Raw genomic sequence first — 16706 nt, forward strand, 5'->3', positions numbered from 1 at the left:
CTCGCGCGCAAGCGCGCTCCTACAGGGGAGGGTTGACTGCTTTTGTAGGCTGGGCTGTAAACAAAGCGCTTGTCTGGGACGGTGTTCCGGCGACAATAGAGAGCCCGTCATCCATGAGGTTCGCATGTCCGCCGCTGCCGATTCCCCCCTCGAACCCATGGCACCCGCAACCGCCGAGCGCGACTGGCGCACCGGTGCGGAGCTGGTGGCGCTAGGCGCCATCTGGGGTGGCTCGTTCCTGTTCATGCGCATCGCAGCGAAGGACTTTGGCCCGTTTCCCATGGTGGCCACGCGGCTTGCCTTTGGCTCGGTCATCCTGTTGCCGTTGCTATGGCGCGCGCGCGCGACCATTCGGTTGGCGCACCTGTGGAAGATGCTGCTGCTCGGCGGCCTGAGCGCCGCCATTCCCTTCACCCTGTTCGCCTGGGGTGCCGAACGTGCGCCAGCTGGCATCGGTGCCATCGCCAACAGCATGACCGTGCTGTTCGCCGCGCTGGTGGCGTTTATCGGCTTTGGCGAGAAGATCGGCACACGCAAGGCTATTGCCCTCGTGGCAGGCTTTATCGGCGTGGTTATCCTGGCCAGCGGCAAGACTGCGGGCGAGAACGTCGGTATGGCCGCGCTCGCTGGCGCAGCGGCATCGTTCTGCTATGGCCTGGCGGCGAACCTCATCAAGAAATTCCTCTCCGATATCGCACCGACCGCCGTGGCGGCGGGCTGCCTGCTGGGTGCCACGCTGCTTACCGCGCCGCTGGCCTGGGCCACCTGGCCTGACGCGCCGATTCCGGAGAAGTCGTGGGCGTGTGTCGTGGCGCTGGGCGTGCTTTCCACCGGCCTTGCGTACGCGTTCTATTTCCGCCTGATCCAGAAGATCGGTGCACCGCGTGCCGCGACATCCACGTACCTGGTCCCGCTGTTTGGTGTCGCCTGGGCATGGATGTTCCTGGGCGAAGCGCTGACCCCGACCATGGCCCTGGCTGGCGCGATCATCCTGGGCAGCGTCCTGTTCAGCCAGAAAAGCAAGGCCTAAGCGGTCCCTTCCTTCGGCGCCCCCGGCGCGGCATAGTCTGGAACACCGTTTTCCAGCAGGGGTTCCCAATGCCGCGTCTTCGCCACCTCCTCGCCTTCGGGGTCACGTCGTTTGCCTTCGCGCTGGCCGCGCAGGCACAGGACGCCTCGCCAGCCACCGCCACCAGTGCATCCGCTGCTGCGCGCCCCATGGCACTGGCCGATTTCGACGCCTACGTCGACGCCACCCGCAAGCAGTTCGACGTGCCAGGTATTGCCGTGGCCATCGTGAAGGACGGCAAGATCGTGCTCGAGATGGGCTCGGGCGTGCGCAAGCTGGGTGATCCGGCCAAGGTCGATGCCCATACGCGTTTTGCCATCGCATCGAACACCAAGGCGTTCACCGCCGCCTCGCTGGCGATCCTGGCCGACGAGAAGAAGCTGGACATGAATGATCGGGTGGTCGACCGGCTGCCGTGGTTCCAGATGTCTGATCCCTATGTGACTCGCGAGATGCGCGTGCGCGACCTGCTGGCGCACCGCAGCGGCCTGAGCCTCGGCGCGGGTGACCTGCTGTACTGGCCGGCGACGACGTACACCACGAAGGAAGTTGTGGAACGCCTGCGCTACGTGCCGATCACCAACAGCTTCCGCGCCGAGTACGCCTACGACAACATCCTGTTTGCGGTGGCCGGCCTGGTCATCGAGCAGGTCTCGGGCAAGCCCTGGGCGGATTTCGTCCGTGACCGGATTTTCCAGCCGCTAGGCATGACCGAATCGATTACCAGCGCCCCGGAACATATCAACCCAGGCGATGACACGGCGATTGGCCACGCCAAGTTCGACTTCAAGGACCTGAAGCCGGTCGAACCGATGTCGTGGAACAACAATCCGTCGGCAGGTGGCATCTACTCCAGCGTGCATGACCTGTCCAAGTGGATGACCATGCAGCTCGCGGGTGGTGTGTATACCGATGCGAACGGCCGCGAACAGCGTCTGTTCTCCGCGGCGCGGCAGAAGGAAATGTGGTCGCTGCTCACGCCGATCCGGATTTCCGAGCCCAGCGTGCCCGAACTGAAGGCGGCCGTGCCGAACTTCTCCGGTTATGGCGAGGGCTGGTTTGTCTCCGATTACCGTGGCCACAAACTGGTCTGGCACACCGGCGGCTGGCCCGGCATGGTGTCGCGACTGACCCTGGTCCCCGACCTGAACCTCGGCGTGGTGGTGCTCACCAACCAGGAAAGCGGTGCTGCATTCCAGGCAGTGACCATGCGTGCGCTGGATGCCTACATGGATGCGCCGAAGACCGACTGGATCGCCGCGTACGCTGCATCGGTGAAGAAGGCGGAAGGCAACGCCGACGACAGCATGAAGAAGCATGAGGCCGATCGTGCGAAGGGCGCGAAGCCGTCGCTGCCGCTGGATGGTTATGCCGGCACGTATCGCGATCCCTGGTACGGCGACGTCAAGGTGGCGAAGCAGGGCGGCAAGCTGGTGATGACCTTCACCAAAACGGCGCAGCTCACCGGCACGCTTGAGCCGTGGCAGCACGATACCTTTATCGCGCACTGGAACGATCGCTCACTCAATGGCGATGCGTTCGTGAACTTCGCACTGGATCCGGATGGCAAGGTGCGTGAAGTGCGGATGGAGCCGGTGTCGCCGCTGACCGATTTCAGCTTCGACTTCCAGGACCTGCGCCTGGCCCCCGTCAAGCCGTAGCCGCGCGGTGTCACCGCTCCGTTGGTTATCGCGTGCAAGCACGCTCCTACAAAAAGCTGGCTACGAAGCGACGGTTGTAGGAGCGCGCTTGCGCGCGACCGGCGCACCCACAAGAAGCGGGCTACGTAGCGGCGGTTGTGGGAGTGTGCTTGCGCGCGACGGGTGCTCGCCTCAGCCGTCGGGATCGGTAGAGGCCTTAGGCGCCGCGGCGCCGGTCGGCCCGATCAGGTCACCCACGTTTCCACCCGAACGCAGCACCAGATCCTGCGGACGTAGCAGCGGGATATCCGCGCCACGCAAACGCGCGATGATCTCGAACAACAGATCGCTCTTGACCCCACCCACGTCGCGCGGGCTGCCGACGTAGCAGGTGATCGCGAAGGTCATCGCCGCGCGGTCGATGCTATCCAGCGTCACCGAAGGTGCCGGACTTTCCGAGACGCCCTGGTGTTCGTGCATCGCGTCGAGGACGTGGTCGCGAACCGACACGGGATCGGAGTCCAGCGGCATCGGCAGCTTGATCAACACACGGCCCTGCGGATTGGCCATCGTCATGTTGCGCACGGGCTTCGTGATGAACGACGAGTTCGGCACGATGATCGTCGAACGGTCGGCGACCTGGATTTCCGTGGCGCGCACGTTGATCCGGCGGATATCGCCTTCGGCATCATCCAGCACCACCCAGTCGCCGACCTTGACCGGACGCTCGGCGAGCAGGATCAGCCCGGAAATGAAGTTCTGCACGATGGCCTGCAGGCCAAAGCCGATGCCGACGGAAAGCGCGGAAGCGACCCAGGCAATGTTCTGTAACGAGAGGCCCAGCGAGAGCAGGGCGATCGAGACCACGATGACGATGCCGACGTAACCGAGCAAGGTGGTCAGCGACGTGCGCATCCCAGGATCGAGGCTGGTCCGCGGCAGGTACTGGTCGGCCATCCAGTTCTTCACGATGCGCACCGCGAGCAGGCCCGCGAAGAACACGCCGATGCCACCGAGGATCTGCGCAGGTTGCAGGATCACGCCAGCGATCTTCAGCTGTTGCAACTTGCTCGCCAGATCGAGGATATCCGAAGTGCCCGCACCGAACCCGGAGATCACCGCGGTCAGGCCGAACAGGAACAGCGCCAGCCGTGACACGCCAGATAGCAGTACGCCCGCCTGGTCGAGCAGCTTGGGGTGGGTGCCGAAGATCGCCTGCGCCCGCGCGCTCATCGGACCCTTCTCCGATAGCAGGGTCTCGAACAGGTCATCTACCAGGCGCATGGCCAGGTAGGTGGCAGAAATCACGATCAGCGTCCATACGACCTGGCCCGCCATCCACGAGGCGAACGCGATAAAGCCGCTGAGCAGGCCGATCCATGAACTGACGATGGCGACCCAGGCGGCGGCGATGAACAGGCTGGCCCAGATCGGGCGCGGCGGCGTCGTGCTGCCTTCCTCGGCGACCTGGTGCGTGCGGCTCAGGCGAATCAGGGCGAGGGCGGTGAGGATGGTCAGCACCACCGCCTGCAGGCTGCTGGTCAGCACTTCGGCGGCAAGACTGGTGCCGATCACGCGGTTCATGACGCGCAGGAAATAGAACACCACCACCGCGACCGAGAACAGCATCGGGAACCGGCGCAGGCTTAGTGCAGTTTCATCGGAGATGGCGGGCAAGCGCCACGAGGGACGCTTGGCCGAGATCAGCGCGCGGCCCAACCCGGCAATGAATGCGCCGAAGAACACCAGGCGGACGATCGCCTTGGCGACCTCGTTGGTTTCGTCGCTGAAGGTGTCGCGCCAGTTCAGGCCGACGTACACCAGTTGGGTGCCGATACCTGTGGTGAGGGCCGACGTGAGCGTGATGCCAACGATCAACGCCGAGCGGCGCAGGCGGCCTGGCGGCATACGGTTGGCGGTAAGGCTGCGCACCCGCGATTCGATCCAGAAGCGCACCGCGGTCATCAGCAGCAGGCCGATCAGCACGCAGGTGATCAGCGCGCTGCGGTTGCCGTTGGTCCAGCTATCCGCGATATCCGCCTGGGCCTGGACGATGAAGTCACGCACATTCGACGCATCGCGCGGAAAGGCTTTCGCCGGCTCGGACCAGAACGGGCGGGATAGAGGGGAGTAGGTCTGCCGGGCAATCCTGCCCTGGAAGCGGGTGCGGCGCAGGTCGGATAGCGCGTTCGCCGTCTGGCTGGCTTCCAGCACCATGGCATCGGCTTGCTTGATCTGCCCGTCGACGGCGTCGAACGCCTTCTGGGCGTCCTTTCGGGCCTGGACGACCTCGGGTGGCTCCTTGGCCCCGCCCGTCGGTACGGGACCTAGCTGGTCGAGCCGCGCCTTCGCCGCATCGCGGCCCCCCTGCAACGCACTGGAGACCTTCTGTGCCTTGCTGCTGGCGTCGTTGGCCTGGCCACGGAGGTCGTCGATCTGGCCATCGGTAACGTCGGTCGCCTTCATGGCTTTCTCGACGCCATCCAGCTGGCCGCGGATGTCATCCAGCTGCTGGGCCGGGGTCGCCGGGGCGTCCGCGTCCTGGGCCAGGGCGACGCCGGTGCCCGCGAGGAGCAGGGCGATGAAGAGAATTCTCAATATGCGCATGGGGGAATGATAGGCCGGATCCGACAGGCTCAAATGCCCGAAGCATGCGTTACCCTCGGTGAACGCCGCATACGGCGGCATCCATGCGGCAATGCAGCTTTGCCCGCCGTGGGTCCGCCGTTATCCTGCCGCCCCTTTGCCACCGCCTGGAAGCCAAGCCATGCGCAAGAAGCTGGTCGCCGGAAACTGGAAGATGCATGGCTCACGCGCCATGGCAGACAAGCTCGTCCGCGATATCGTCGAGGATCTGCCGGATGGCACCGACGTGGTGGTTTTCCCGCCGGACGTCTTCCTGCACGAGCTCACCGATCGCTATGGCGACCGTGGCCTGGGCTTCGGGGCGCAGAACCTGTCCGAACACCACGTCCAGGGTGCCTTCACGGGGGAGACCTCGGGCGCCATGCTGCGCGATGTGGGCGCCACCTGGGTGCTGGTCGGCCATTCCGAGCGCCGCCAGTACCAGCATGAATCCGATGCGCTGCTGGCCAAGAAGTTCGAGGCCGCCCGCCAGGCGGGCCTTACTCCGATTCTCTGCGTCGGTGAAACGAAGGAAGAACACGAGGCAGGGCAGGCCGAGGCGGTGATCGCCCGCCAGCTCGCCGCCGTGCTCGACCACAACGGGATCGAGCCCTTCCGCGAGGCGCTCATCGCTTATGAGCCGGTGTGGGCCATTGGCACGGGCCTCACGGCGACGCCGGAGAAGGCGCAGAAAATTCATGCGTTCATCCGTAGCCAACTAGCGAAAAAGGATGTTACTATCTCGCTCCTCACCCGGGTGCTTTACGGTGGAAGCGTCAAGCCGGCCAATGCGGCTGAACTTTTCGCCCAGCCAGATGTAGACGGGGGATTGATCGGCGGCGCCGCCCTGGTGGCTTCCGATTTCCTGGATATATGCAAATGCGCCGCGGCGCGTCGATAACTCGCGACACGGCAAACTAGAAGATATGTTCATTCTCTTCAGCGTTTTCTATATTCTGATCGCCGCAGCCATGATCGTGCTGATTCTTATGCAGCGCGGTGCAGGTGCGGAGGCAGGTTCCGGTTTCGGTGGCGGTGCATCCGCTACCGTGTTTGGTGCGCGCGGTTCGTCGAGCTTCATGACCCGTGCTACCGCCGTGCTTGCCGGTCTGTTTTTCATTTTGAGTCTCGGCATGGGTATCTACCTCGGCCGGACCGGTAACCCCCAGCCGACGGCGGACCTTGGTGTCATGTCGGGTGGTGCGGCCCAGGTGGCTCCGGCGACTAACGCGGCACCTCCGGCCAGCGATGTGCCGAAGGCCCAGGGCGATGTCCCGGCAGCGACGGCACCGGCGGCAACCAACGATGTTCCGGCCCCGCAGCAGGCAGCCAACCCGGCGTCCGCTTCGACGGCCAAGAAGTAATAAAGCAACACCCTAATTTTAAAAGTTATGCCCAGGTGGCGGAATTGGTAGACGCACTACCTTGAGGTGGTAGCGGCTTAGGTCGTGGGGGTTCGAGTCCCCCCTTGGGCACCAACATAGATCCGGACAACCTCAGCCGGATCGCAAGGAAACCCGCGCAAGCGGGTTTTTTTGTTTGACGATGACTCCAGCCCGGTACTTCGCTGGACTACGCCTAAGCCCGCTACGGCAGGTGTATCAAGGAATTAGGCGAGTTCAGTATATGCCGGTGCTTTCCGAAACTTGACCCCGCTTCCGGTCGCGTGGCTCCCATGTGGCTCTTGGAAACCGAGTTTCCGAGGAGTCATCATGGCAAGAATCAAACTCACCAAGTCCGCCGTCGATGCCGCGACGCCTTAGGCGCAGCCCGTCGAACTCCGGGACACCGTGGTGCCCGGCTTCCTATGCAAGATCACCCCGGCCGGCCGCAAGGTGTTCATGCTCCAGTACCGCACCAACGCCGGCGAGCGCCGCAAGCCCGCCTTGGGCCAGTATGGGGAACTACGTCATCTCCTGTGCGCTGACAAGGGACACGCCTTGGCACGGTATACGCTGGAAGGCTTGCCCAGCAAGGTCATGGCAGCCAACTACCGGATGGTGCTGCCGGATGCCGAGTTGCTGCAAAAGGAGCTTGAGAACACTCGGCTCATGGTGGAGTCTCGTGGCGCGAACAGCATTAAGGCTCGTCGACGATGAACAACGGGGCGGAGGGCCGCGCTCGCCCGCCCACCACAAGATTCCAGCGCTGTCCCCAAATGCATGTAATCTTTGCCGATACACGGAAGGATGAGATAGACCGCGCTATGACGGCTTCTGCCCAAATTGACACCACCAGCTTGCTCACCATATTGGGCGTTATTGCCGCGGTCTGGGCACTGATCTCTCCCACCAGCAGACTTCGCCTCCGCTTTTGCATGGCTTGGTGGGATCGGGTCATCGGTGCCATCGTCTTTCTCCTCATCCACTACCTGGTATTTGCTCCCGCCCTGGAAAGGCTCGGCCTGTACTACAGCCTGGGGCCGTGGAGATGGCGGCTCGATAGTTCGAGCGCGGTTTACCTGCTCCTTCTCTCCGTCGTCGTCTACTTCTTCTGGCGAACTAGATCTCCCATGCTCGTCCGGGGAAGAATCCGCGTCTTTCGCGAATTGATTGAGAACCTGCATCTCACCAAACGCTATGAAGAACTGGTGCTGCTGAGGCGATGAAGAATGGTCTCGATAGGGCGATTGGCGAAGGGGTGTGCCGGCGTCTGGATGAAGACCATAAGCTCGCCGAGAAGCTCAACGAATCATTGGCCCACTTACACGCCCACACGTTCGATGCCGTGACACCGATCCCTCACATGTTCCAAGCTTCGTCGCAGCCAAAAGGCAAGCGTGAGCAAGACCTGACCGCTGGAAGCCAGGTTGACGATTCTCAGCGCCGTTGGTGGCTATTTCTCGAACGCACCACCCAGCGCTGTGCATCGTTGTTGAGGAAGGGGGCGGGGCGGGCTATGCTTGTGAGACGAGCCTGTCGTCCGCTGGCAATCGTTCCCGATCCGGCACGACCCAGCCCTCCACTGCGCGCTCCCATGTGGCTCCTAGCCCACATAGCCGCAGCCCCTCAAAGCGGCCCGAAGTAGAGCTAACTCCCTGTCTCGTTTGAGCTTTCGGTCTCTTGGCAATTTTCGCCAACGGCTTGACGCGGGTCTTTTTTTGTGCTCAGCATTTCGTTGGGCCTACAACACATCGAGAATTCCCTTACATCCAGCGCGCGCATGCGTACTCACGAGCGCTATCGCGGCACTTTGTTCGCTGCTCGCCTTCGTTGTGACTCGCTGGATCATGCCCGGCTGAAACGTAACCACTACATTTTCGGCAAACACCCTCAAGAAATTGCCGAAACTGCCGAAATTGATGTGATACGGCGTGATGCGCGTCGTCGCGGGCCACTCGCCGTGTGAGTTGGGCTGGCCTGCCTCTTACGCCGCAGGTGGTCTTGATGCTCGTCAGCAGCTACAGCAACGTTCTGGTCGCGTTCTCGTTCGTGGTCGCCATCCTGGCTTCTTACACGGCATTGAACATGGCCGGGCGCGTGGCCGGGACCCGGGGGCGGGCGTCCATGCTGTGGCTCGTGGGCGGTTCATTCGCGATGGGTCTGGGTATCTGGGCCATGCATTTCGTCGGCATGCTGGCGTTTAGCCTGCCCATCACACTCGGCTACGACATCGAGCTGACCGCGTTATCGCTGGTTATCGCGGTGGGGTCCTCCGCCTTCGCGCTGTGGCTGGTTTGTCAGGATGAGCTGCCAAAGCGGCGACTCGCGGTTGGCGCGCTTCTCATGGGCGCAGGCATTTCCGCCATGCATTACACCGGCATGGCCGCGATGCGCATGATGCCCGGTGTGGTCTACGACCCGGTGCTCTTCTCGCTTTCTGTCCTGTTTGCCGTGCTCGCTTCAGGTGCGGCACTGTGGATCGCGTTCCGCTTGCGCCGTGACACGGGCCGGGTGTGGGTGGCGCGCTTTGGCGCCTCGTTGGTCATGGGTTGCGCCATCGTCGGCATGCACTACACCGGCATGGCCGCGGCGAATTTCCCGGAAGGCAGCTGGTGCGGTGCTGCCCTGGCCGGCGGCATCGATGTGAAGTACCTGGCCGTTGTCGTTATCGTCGTGACGCTCTCGGTATTCGCGATCGCACTGGCTGTGGCCATGCTCGATGCGCGGGCAAACATGCTGGCCACCTCGCTTGATCGCGCCAACAGCGAGTTGTTGCAGCTTGCGATGCATGACAACCTGACCCGCTTGCCCAATCGCGTGTTGCTCGAAGATCGCCTGGACCAGGCGATCCATAACGCCTCGAAGAGTGGCCGGCGCTTCGCCGTATTGTTCCTCGATCTGGACGGTTTCAAGGCGGTGAACGACGTCTACGGGCACCACGTGGGCGATGAGCTACTTCGCGATGTGTCGCGCCGCATCCTTGCGTGTAAACGCGAGGATGAAACCGTGGCACGCCTCGGCGGTGATGAGTTCGTCGTGGTCATCGACATCAGCGGCCCAGAAGATGCGGCGGTGCTGGCCGAAGAGCTTGTGGATCTGCTCAGCGAGCCGTACCTCATTAGTGGAGTGACAGCGCATGTGTCGGCGAGCGTCGGCATCGCGCTATACCCGGAGAACGGCCGTTCCCGCCACGAACTGATGATCAACGCGGACGCCGCCATGTACCACGCGAAGGAGCAGGGGCGCCGTGGTTTCCGTTTCTTCGAAGCGGTAATGAACATCAACGTACATCAGCAACTGAAGCTCCAGCAGGATCTGCGCCGCGCGCTCGATCGCGACGAGTTCACGCTGCACTACCAGCCGAAGCTCGTTTCACCCAGTGGCCCCATGGTCGGTGTGGAAGCTTTGCTGCGCTGGAACAAGCCGGGTGAAGACCTCGTGCCGCCCGACCAGTTCCTGCCCGTCGCCGAACGCACCGGGCTGATCATTCCCATCGGTAACTGGGTCATCGACGAGGCCTGCCGGCAGATGCGCGTATGGCGTGATGCCGGGCATGCGGACTGGACGGTTGCCGTGAACGTATCCACGGCGCAGCTTAACCATGTGGGCCTGGTCGATACGCTGCGTGGGGCTCTTGCCCGCCACGGCATCGAAGCTCGTCACCTCACGGTGGAGGTCACGGAGTCGACCGCCATGCGCGACGCCGAAACCAGTCTCGCGATCCTCAATCAGGTGGCGGCGCTCGGTGTCGGCATTTCGATCGACGATTTCGGTACCGGTTATTCGAGCCTGCTGTATCTCAAGCAGCTGCCCGCCGATGAGCTGAAGATCGACCGAGGCTTCGTTACCGAGCTTGCGCAAGGCAATGACGATGAAGCGATCGTCGCCGCGATCATCGGGCTGGGCAAGACGCTCGGCCTGAAAATTGTCGCCGAAGGCGTCGAGACGATCGAGCAGCAAGAGCTGCTCACCCGGCTCGGCTGCAACGCCCTCCAGGGTTTCCTCCTCGGCTGTCCCGTCCCGGCTAGTGAATTGACAAGCGCGCTACCCACCACGGCGGCCTGACGATCTGTCGGTTCCCAAGCCACCGAGCGGGGGATACGACACCTTGACATGCAGGTAAATGCCTGCATATTATGCTTACATGCTGAAACGCAAATCATGAACGCGGATAAGGTTTTCAAGGCACTGGGCGACCCCACACGCAGAAAGCTGCTCGATCTCCTGTGCGCGCAGAACGGGCAGACACTGGGCGAACTGTGCGAGCACCTGGACATGAAGCGGCAGTCGGTCACCCAGCACATCGGGCTTCTCGAGGAGGCCAATCTGCTCAGCACGGTCTGGCGTGGCCGCGAGAAGCTGCACTTCATCAACCCGGTGCCGCTGCATGAAGTCTACGAGCGGTGGGTGCGGAAGTTTGAACAGCAGCGGCTCAGCCTGCTGCATGACCTCAAGAAAGAACTCGAAGGAGAGTAGCCGTGAGCAAAGAGAAGACCTGCTTCGTTTATGTGACCTACATTCGATCGACGCCCGAAAAAGTATTTGAGGCCATCACTAAGCCGGAGATCGCGCGGCGCTACTGGGGTCATGAAAATGTTTCTGACTGGAAGCCAGGATCAGGTTGGGAGCATGTGCGGGCTAACGAGCAGCGCACCGTGCAGGTCGTCGGCAAGGTCGTCGAGTACACGCCGCCGGCGCGTCTGGTCATCACCTGGGCGAGCCCCGCTCAGGCCGACGATCCGGGCAGCTACAGCCGCGTGCGCTTCGACGTTGAGGAGTATGAAGACATGGTCCGGCTGACCGTTACTCACGATGAGCTCGAAACGGGCAGCGGCATGGCCAAGGGCATCCAGCACGGTTGGCCGATCGTTCTCTCCAGCCTTAAGTCGCTACTGGAAACCGGTCAGGGCATCGACGTCTTCGCCAAGCCGAAGGTAGTCGAAGGCGAGCGTAGCTCATGACCCAGCCATTCGCCTCTATGACGCAGGCTGGCTGCGCCGACGCGCCAGCCACTTATCGAGCTCGTTGGCGAAGTTCTGGCGGTCGCGTGGGTGCATGGCAGCGGGGCCGCCGGTATCGACGCCGGCGCCGCGAAGTTCTTCCATGAAATTGCGCATCGACAGCCGCGCCGCGATCGTGTCGCGGGTGAACATTTCGCCGCGGGGATGCAATGCGAGGGCACCTTTCTCGATAGCGAACGCGGCTAGCGGGATATCCTGGGTAATCACAAGGTCACCCGGCTGGACGCGGCGGACGATTTCGTCATCCGCGACGTCGAAACCACCCGGCACCTGGATCGAGCGGATGAACTTCGACGCTGGCGTACGAATCCATTGGTTTGCGACCAGCGTGACATCCACCTGTTCGCGCTCGGCGGCGCGGAACAGGATGTCCTTAATGACGTTGGGGCAGGCGTCCGCATCCACCCAGATGTTCAATGCCACGGCTTCACCCTGCAAACCCACCCTCATCAAGGAACGCCTGTTCTTCCGCGGTCGTCTCACGCCCCAGCGCGTGATTCCGGTGCGGAAAGCGCCCGAAGCGGAGAATGATGTCACGGTGGATGTGCGTGAACTTGAGGTAGGGTTCGCCAAGCGGCTCATTGCCGGCCACGGCGAGGTCCTGGTCGGCAAGATGCTCCGCGTGCGAGAAGGGCAGGTAGCAGAACACGCGCATGTCGCCGTCGATCGATTGGTCGTAACCCCGCGCCAGCATGTGCCGCGCCACGTACAGGCCTAGCGCGTCGGTGGCGAACATGTGCGCGCAATCGCGGAACGCGTTACGCGGCAACTGGTCGAGCAGGATCAGCAAGGCGAGGCAGCCCTCCGCCGTGTCCATCCAGTGATCGAGCCGGCGGCGCGAAGCGGCCATGTGCGCGGGCAGGAAGCGGCGGCGGAATTCGCGGTCGAACGCGTCATCTTTCTTGAACCACGCATCAGGCCCGGCATCACGCCAGAAAGCCACGATGCTCGCGGGCGTTTCGTCGATAGCCACGTTTTCAAAAGGATCAGAAGCAGACATCGGATTCTCAAGCCAGCCGTGTGCCGTTAGGCACGGTTCGTTCCGTGGTCGCAATGACCACGCCGTCGTCGGTATGGAAACCGGTGAGCAGGAATTGCGAGCGGATCGGCCCGATCTGCTTCTCAGGGAAGTTGATCACGCCGATGATCTGCCGGCCCACGAGTTCTTCCGGTTGGTAAACGCCGGTGACCTGCGCGCTGGTCTTGCGCTCGCCATACGAGCCAAAGTCGACCCAGATCCGGTAGGCAGGTTGCCGGGCCTCGGGAAAGGCTTCGGCCCGGGTGACCGTGCCGGCCACCATCACCACCTTGGTGAAATCGCTCCATTCGATCAGTTCAGTCATTGCGTTCCCGCTCATTGCGTTCCATCAGTATCCGTTGCCAGTTGCGTGGTACGACGCCTGCCGGACCGGGCGTGGGTTGGTCGCGGGGGTGGTGCTGGGGATCGGCCAGGCGTGGGGCGCCGCGCACTTCGTCATCGGTACGGTAATCGTAGAACCAGTCCTCGCCAGGCTCAAAGGTCTGGATGATCTCGTGACCGGTTTCCTCGAAATGGTTGCGCGCATGGCGGTTCAGCGAATCATCGCAACAGCCGATGTGTCCGCACTTCGCGCAGCGCCGCAGGTGAAACCACCAGTCACCGGTGGCAAGGCATTCCACGCAACCCGCACCGCTGGGCGGCACGCTGGGGTCGATGAATTCGGAAGAGTGGCTCATGGGCAGGAGACTCCGGGAGGTCTCTCCCGATCCTACCCGAGCAGCACGCTCAGAACAGCCTTCCGGCACGACGGAGGGCAGCCAGCTGCATACGATCGACCGAATGTGCAAGGCCGCGTAGCGCCAGTTGCAAGGCCTGGGCATCGAACGTGCCGGTCTGCAGCAGGTCCTCGATGCGCTCGGCGGCGTCCGCCACGGGCAGATGCTCATGCAACATGGCATGGCGCGCCACGTGCCCGGCGCGGAAGTGCGCTTCGCCATAATCGTGATGCAGCAAGGCCTGGAGAAGCCCGAGGGCCTCCAGCGATATCTCCTGGGCTGCCATGACGTAACGCATCGGTCTATAAGACCCGCTGCCTACCCACCGTGCAATCCAACGATCGGTCTACGTAAACTCACGGGGCCGGCACATCGGATACAAAACGGGTGATGTGCGGACGTCCCGTCGCTATGCTGCGGCCACTATCGCCCCATGAAGGATCGCCATGTCCCTGCTTGCCACCATTCTCACTGCGCTGGTTATCCTGATCCACGTCTACATCGTGATCCTCGAGATGGCGCTATGGCGCTCGCGCGGGCCCAAGGTGTTCGGCATCACACTGGCCTTCGCCGAACAAAGCGCGGCGTTGGCATCGAACCAGGGTCTCTACAACGGTTTCCTTGTCGTGGCGCTGGTGCTCGGGCTGGTCTTGCGCGAACCGTTCGCCACGGCCTTCGTGTTTTATGGCCTGGGCTGCGTCGTGGTGGCGGGCCTGTGGGGCGCGCTGACCGCGAGCCGGCGCATCCTGTACGTACAGGCGTTGCCCGCGGCGCTGGCGCTGGCGGCGCAGTGGATGGCACGCTAAGGTCGCACGCTTGATCGAGACGCCGCCGGAGGGGGCGGGGCGTTCCCTGGGAACCCAACGGATCGATGCTGGATGCCTGATACCGATTTGCCGCTTGCCCGCCCCCGGGAGACGCCTGCCTGCCGCCCGGGCACGTTTGAACTGGGTCTCGCGCTTGCCGGGGCCGTGTCCGGTGGCGCGTATGCCGCGGGCGTGCTCGATTTCCTCTACGAGGCGCTGGAGCACTGGCACGACGCAAGGGCGCAGGGCCAGGCCGTTCCCGATCATGACGTCCTCCTAAGGGTGATCTCCGGTGCCTCCGCCGGCAGCATCAACGGCGTGCTTTCCGCCATCGCGTTGCGCTATCGCTTTCCCCACGTACACGCCGGGCCCGCGCCCGAGGGCATCACGGGCAACCCGTTCTACGACGCGTGGGTGAAGCGCATCGATGTGCGCGCCTTACTCGGCAAGACCGATCTCGCGGATCCGGCCCGACCCATCGCATCGTTGCTGGATTCGAGCTGCCTGGATGCGATCGCTGACGACATGCTCGCCTACCAGCGCGCCGAGGTGGCGCGGCCATACGTCGCCAACCCGCTGAAATGCGTGTTCACGGTCACCAACCTGCGCGGCGTGCCCTACATGGTGTTGTTCAAGGGCAACCCCGAGATCCCGGGCCACGGCATGATGGCCCACGCCGATTGGCTCCGCTTCGCGGTGGACACGGGGCAAGGACGTTACGACCCGGCGTGGCGATACCCGGACGAACGTGCGGTCAGCGGGCCGAATCATCCGACCAGCCCGGCCTGGCGGGGCATCATGGATGCGGCGCTTGCGTCGTCCGCGTTCCCGGCCGGTCTGCGCTACCGGGAAGTGGCGCGTCCGTGGACCGACTACGACCAGCGCGTGGTGGTCGTACCGGGCCAGGGCGGCCAGGCCGTCCCGGTGCCGATCCCGCCGGCATGGTCGGATGGCGAGGCCAGGCAGGGTGACTATCGTTTCGTCGCCGTGGATGGCGGTGCCATGGATAACGAGCCGTTCGAACTGGCTCGCACCGAACTGGCCGGCACGCTGGGCCGCAATCCGCGCGAAGGCAACCGGGTGAATCGCATCGTGATCATGCTCGATCCCTTTCCCGAGGCCGAAGCGCCGGGCCCGATCGAAGCCGCGGACACCAACCTGGTCGAGTCCATGGCTGCGCTGTTCGGCGCGTGGAAACAGCAAGCCCGCTTCAAGCCCGAAGAGGTGGCGCTTGCCCTCGACACCACGGTGTACAGCCGCTTCATGATCGCGCCGAGCCGCCCCCCGGCCGAAGGCAATGCGCGCTGGATCGGCGGGCGGGCACTGGCCGCAGGTGCGCTGGGTGGCTTCTCCGGCTTCCTGGCGGAAGCCTACCGGCACCACGATTTCCTGCTCGGCCGGCGCAACTGCCAGCGCTTCCTTTCGGAGCGTTTGCTGGTACCGGCCAGCAACCCGATCTTCGCGCGCTGGGTGAACAATGATGCGCTTGCGGGGTACCTGCGTACGATCGATGGGGAAACCTACGCGCCAGTGATACCCCTCGTTGGCGGTTGCCAGGGCCTGCGTGAACCCGTGCCCAGCTGGCCGCGTGGCGCGCTCGATATCGAGGCGTTGATGCCGTTGGTCGAAAGCCGGATGCAGGCCCTGTACACCTCGGCGACGACCACCATGGGCGGCCGCTTCGCCACCTGGCTGGCCTGGCGCTTCTATGTGCGGCGCCTGCTGCTCGGCATCCTTTCACGCCGTCTCCATCGCGAACTGGGTGCCTTCGGCCTTTTGTAAGAATTGACGGGTGGTTGCCGGGGCGGGCAATGTCGGAAGCGTGTATCCGCACCCGAGGAGTGCAATCCATGTCGCGTGTCAGTCTCGTAGGGTCCGTTGGCATGACGGTGGCCTTGCTCGCGGGTTGCGCAAGCCATGCCACACTCCCGCCCCCCAAGCCCACGGTGGACGTGGCGAAGGATGCCGAAGACGCGAAGCACGCGTACGCCGCGGGTGACATGCGCCAGGCCGCCGACTTGTATCAGGCCATCGTCGAGGCCCAGCCGGACGACGCCGACGCATGGTTCCGCCTGGGCAATGCCCGGTTCCGCCTGCAACAGCCCGACGAGGCCGTGCTGGCCTACGGGCACGCCATCCAGATTCGCCCGGCCGATCCGCAGGTTCAATACAACCTGGGCGTGGTACGCCTGAAGCAGGCCCAGGCCGCCATGATCGCCAGTGCCCAGGCCGGCAAGCCCGGGGATACGCTGCGCCGGGATAGCGCGCGCATCGCCCAGCGCCTGTCGCGAGTGGCTGACGATGTGGGTACCCGAGGGAAGGGCGATGGTGGCGCGCCGCCCTTCATTGTCGAGCCAGACGATCATCCTTGAGATTTTTCGTGACTCTTTTGCGATTAGATCGAAACA

General features: G+C 63.5%; 17 protein-coding genes, 1 tRNA gene and 1 pseudogene. 13 read left to right on the forward strand and 6 right to left on the reverse strand.

Annotation, left to right across the window (positions count from 1 at the left end; genetic code table 11):
* Nucleotides 1-124 precede the first annotated feature (124 nt).
* Together VGN46_RS12155 and VGN46_RS12160 are read left to right on the forward strand one after the other, a co-directional pair.
* On the forward strand, nt 125-1030 hold the full coding sequence (locus VGN46_RS12155; RefSeq protein ID WP_331643967.1) for a DMT family transporter: 906 nt from the start codon (nt 125-127) through the stop codon (nt 1028-1030).
* A gap of 68 nt (nt 1031-1098) precedes the next feature.
* Complete coding sequence (locus VGN46_RS12160; protein WP_331643968.1) at nt 1099-2730, forward strand: serine hydrolase; 1632 nt, start codon at nt 1099-1101, stop codon at nt 2728-2730.
* A 171-nt stretch (nt 2731-2901) separates the two neighbouring features.
* Here the strand turns inward: VGN46_RS12160 and VGN46_RS12165 are convergent, their stop codons facing one another.
* Nucleotides 2902-5316: a DUF3772 domain-containing protein gene (locus VGN46_RS12165; RefSeq protein ID WP_331643969.1), complete on the reverse strand. Its 2415-nt coding sequence runs from the start codon at nt 5314-5316 to the stop codon at nt 2902-2904.
* Between the two features lie 160 nt (nt 5317-5476).
* On the opposite strand from VGN46_RS12165, the gene tpiA reads away from it, so the two are divergent.
* The 8 genes and pseudogenes from tpiA (at nt 5477) to VGN46_RS12205 (ending at nt 11677) form a co-directional block, all read left to right on the forward strand.
* Nucleotides 5477-6235: a triose-phosphate isomerase gene (tpiA, locus tag VGN46_RS12170; RefSeq protein WP_331643970.1), complete on the forward strand. Its 759-nt coding sequence runs from the start codon at nt 5477-5479 to the stop codon at nt 6233-6235.
* A 25-nt stretch (nt 6236-6260) separates the two neighbouring features.
* Nucleotides 6261-6698 carry a preprotein translocase subunit SecG gene (secG, locus tag VGN46_RS12175; RefSeq protein ID WP_331643971.1) on the forward strand — a complete coding sequence of 146 codons (438 nt, stop codon included), beginning with the start codon at nt 6261-6263 and terminating at the stop codon, nt 6696-6698.
* 29 nt (nt 6699-6727) lie between these two features.
* Nucleotides 6728-6812 (forward strand) — tRNA-Leu (locus VGN46_RS12180).
* 234 nt (nt 6813-7046) lie between these two features.
* Nucleotides 7047-7241 (forward strand): annotated as a pseudogene (locus VGN46_RS12185) (Arm DNA-binding domain-containing protein); the annotation flags it as partial.
* 410 nt (nt 7242-7651) lie between these two features.
* On the forward strand, nt 7652-7942 hold the full coding sequence (locus VGN46_RS12190; RefSeq protein ID WP_331643972.1) for a hypothetical protein: 291 nt from the start codon (nt 7652-7654) through the stop codon (nt 7940-7942).
* A 778-nt stretch (nt 7943-8720) separates the two neighbouring features.
* A complete protein-coding gene (locus VGN46_RS12195) occupies nt 8721-10781 on the forward strand; it encodes a putative bifunctional diguanylate cyclase/phosphodiesterase (protein ID WP_331643973.1) in 2061 nt (686 codons plus the stop codon).
* A gap of 96 nt (nt 10782-10877) precedes the next feature.
* Nucleotides 10878-11192, forward strand: a complete 315-nt coding sequence (locus tag VGN46_RS12200; RefSeq protein WP_331643974.1) for a helix-turn-helix domain-containing protein — start codon at nt 10878-10880, stop codon at nt 11190-11192.
* 2 nt (nt 11193-11194) lie between these two features.
* On the forward strand, nt 11195-11677 hold the full coding sequence (locus tag VGN46_RS12205; RefSeq protein WP_331643975.1) for an SRPBCC family protein: 483 nt from the start codon (nt 11195-11197) through the stop codon (nt 11675-11677).
* Nucleotides 11678-11692: 15 nt separating this feature from the next.
* Here VGN46_RS12205 and VGN46_RS12210 read toward each other — a convergent pair whose 3' ends face one another.
* Genes VGN46_RS12210 through VGN46_RS12230 form a run of 5 tightly spaced genes read right to left on the reverse strand, consistent with a single transcriptional unit; the run spans nt 11693 to nt 13778 of the window.
* Nucleotides 11693-12187: a YaiI/YqxD family protein gene (locus VGN46_RS12210; RefSeq protein ID WP_331643976.1), complete on the reverse strand. Its 495-nt coding sequence runs from the start codon at nt 12185-12187 to the stop codon at nt 11693-11695.
* Nucleotides 12165-12737: a DUF924 family protein gene (locus tag VGN46_RS12215; RefSeq protein ID WP_331643977.1), complete on the reverse strand. Its 573-nt coding sequence runs from the start codon at nt 12735-12737 to the stop codon at nt 12165-12167. Before VGN46_RS12215 ends, VGN46_RS12210 begins: the two co-directional genes overlap by 23 nt.
* Nucleotides 12738-12744: 7 nt before the next feature.
* The gene (locus VGN46_RS12220) at nt 12745-13080 is read right to left on the reverse strand and encodes a tRNA-binding protein (RefSeq protein WP_331643978.1); all 336 of its coding nucleotides are present in this window, start codon (nt 13078-13080) and stop codon (nt 12745-12747) included.
* Complete coding sequence (locus VGN46_RS12225; RefSeq protein WP_331643979.1) at nt 13073-13453, reverse strand: UBP-type zinc finger domain-containing protein; 381 nt, start codon at nt 13451-13453, stop codon at nt 13073-13075. Before VGN46_RS12225 ends, VGN46_RS12220 begins: the two co-directional genes overlap by 8 nt.
* A 49-nt stretch (nt 13454-13502) precedes the next feature.
* Nucleotides 13503-13778, reverse strand: coding sequence for a hypothetical protein (locus tag VGN46_RS12230; protein WP_331643980.1), 276 nt, complete (start codon nt 13776-13778; stop codon nt 13503-13505).
* Between the two features lie 160 nt (nt 13779-13938).
* On the opposite strand from VGN46_RS12230, the gene VGN46_RS12235 reads away from it, so the two are divergent.
* From VGN46_RS12235 to VGN46_RS12245, 3 genes are all read left to right on the forward strand, one after another.
* On the forward strand, nt 13939-14298 hold the full coding sequence (locus tag VGN46_RS12235) for a DUF1304 domain-containing protein (protein WP_345786190.1): 360 nt from the start codon (nt 13939-13941) through the stop codon (nt 14296-14298).
* 72 nt (nt 14299-14370) lie between these two features.
* On the forward strand, nt 14371-16080 hold the full coding sequence (locus VGN46_RS12240) for a hypothetical protein (protein WP_331643981.1): 1710 nt from the start codon (nt 14371-14373) through the stop codon (nt 16078-16080).
* A 68-nt stretch (nt 16081-16148) separates the two neighbouring features.
* Nucleotides 16149-16670: a tetratricopeptide repeat protein gene (locus tag VGN46_RS12245; protein ID WP_331643983.1), complete on the forward strand. Its 522-nt coding sequence runs from the start codon at nt 16149-16151 to the stop codon at nt 16668-16670.
* Nucleotides 16671-16706: the final 36 nt, after the last annotated feature.

This window comes from Luteibacter sp. (assembly GCF_036500425.1).
In the GTDB taxonomy this organism is placed as follows: Bacteria; Pseudomonadota; Gammaproteobacteria; order Xanthomonadales; family Rhodanobacteraceae; genus Luteibacter.

What these genes read in the sequence shown, in the direction of transcription:
- VGN46_RS12220 (WP_331643978.1), bottom strand. Translation starts at nt 13,080, where the DNA reads ATGACTGAACTGATCGAATGGAGCGATTTCACCAAGGTGGTGATGGTG.
- VGN46_RS12225 (WP_331643979.1), bottom strand. Translation starts at nt 13,453, where the DNA reads ATGAGCCACTCTTCCGAATTCATCGACCCCAGCGTGCCGCCCAGCGGT.
- secG (WP_331643971.1), top strand. Translation starts at nt 6,261, where the DNA reads ATGTTCATTCTCTTCAGCGTTTTCTATATTCTGATCGCCGCAGCCATG.
- VGN46_RS12215 (WP_331643977.1), bottom strand. Translation starts at nt 12,737, where the DNA reads ATGTCTGCTTCTGATCCTTTTGAAAACGTGGCTATCGACGAAACGCCC.
- VGN46_RS12245 (WP_331643983.1), top strand. Translation starts at nt 16,149, where the DNA reads ATGTCGCGTGTCAGTCTCGTAGGGTCCGTTGGCATGACGGTGGCCTTG.
- VGN46_RS12190 (WP_331643972.1), top strand. Translation starts at nt 7,652, where the DNA reads ATGGCTTGGTGGGATCGGGTCATCGGTGCCATCGTCTTTCTCCTCATC.
- VGN46_RS12230 (WP_331643980.1), bottom strand. Translation starts at nt 13,778, where the DNA reads ATGGCAGCCCAGGAGATATCGCTGGAGGCCCTCGGGCTTCTCCAGGCC.
- VGN46_RS12240 (WP_331643981.1), top strand. Translation starts at nt 14,371, where the DNA reads ATGCCTGATACCGATTTGCCGCTTGCCCGCCCCCGGGAGACGCCTGCC.
- VGN46_RS12210 (WP_331643976.1), bottom strand. Translation starts at nt 12,187, where the DNA reads ATGAGGGTGGGTTTGCAGGGTGAAGCCGTGGCATTGAACATCTGGGTG.
- VGN46_RS12160 (WP_331643968.1), top strand. Translation starts at nt 1,099, where the DNA reads ATGCCGCGTCTTCGCCACCTCCTCGCCTTCGGGGTCACGTCGTTTGCC.
- VGN46_RS12165 (WP_331643969.1), bottom strand. Translation starts at nt 5,316, where the DNA reads ATGCGCATATTGAGAATTCTCTTCATCGCCCTGCTCCTCGCGGGCACC.
- VGN46_RS12200 (WP_331643974.1), top strand. Translation starts at nt 10,878, where the DNA reads ATGAACGCGGATAAGGTTTTCAAGGCACTGGGCGACCCCACACGCAGA.
- VGN46_RS12235 (WP_345786190.1), top strand. Translation starts at nt 13,939, where the DNA reads ATGTCCCTGCTTGCCACCATTCTCACTGCGCTGGTTATCCTGATCCAC.
- VGN46_RS12195 (WP_331643973.1), top strand. Translation starts at nt 8,721, where the DNA reads ATGCTCGTCAGCAGCTACAGCAACGTTCTGGTCGCGTTCTCGTTCGTG.
- tpiA (WP_331643970.1), top strand. Translation starts at nt 5,477, where the DNA reads ATGCGCAAGAAGCTGGTCGCCGGAAACTGGAAGATGCATGGCTCACGC.
- VGN46_RS12155 (WP_331643967.1), top strand. Translation starts at nt 125, where the DNA reads ATGTCCGCCGCTGCCGATTCCCCCCTCGAACCCATGGCACCCGCAACC.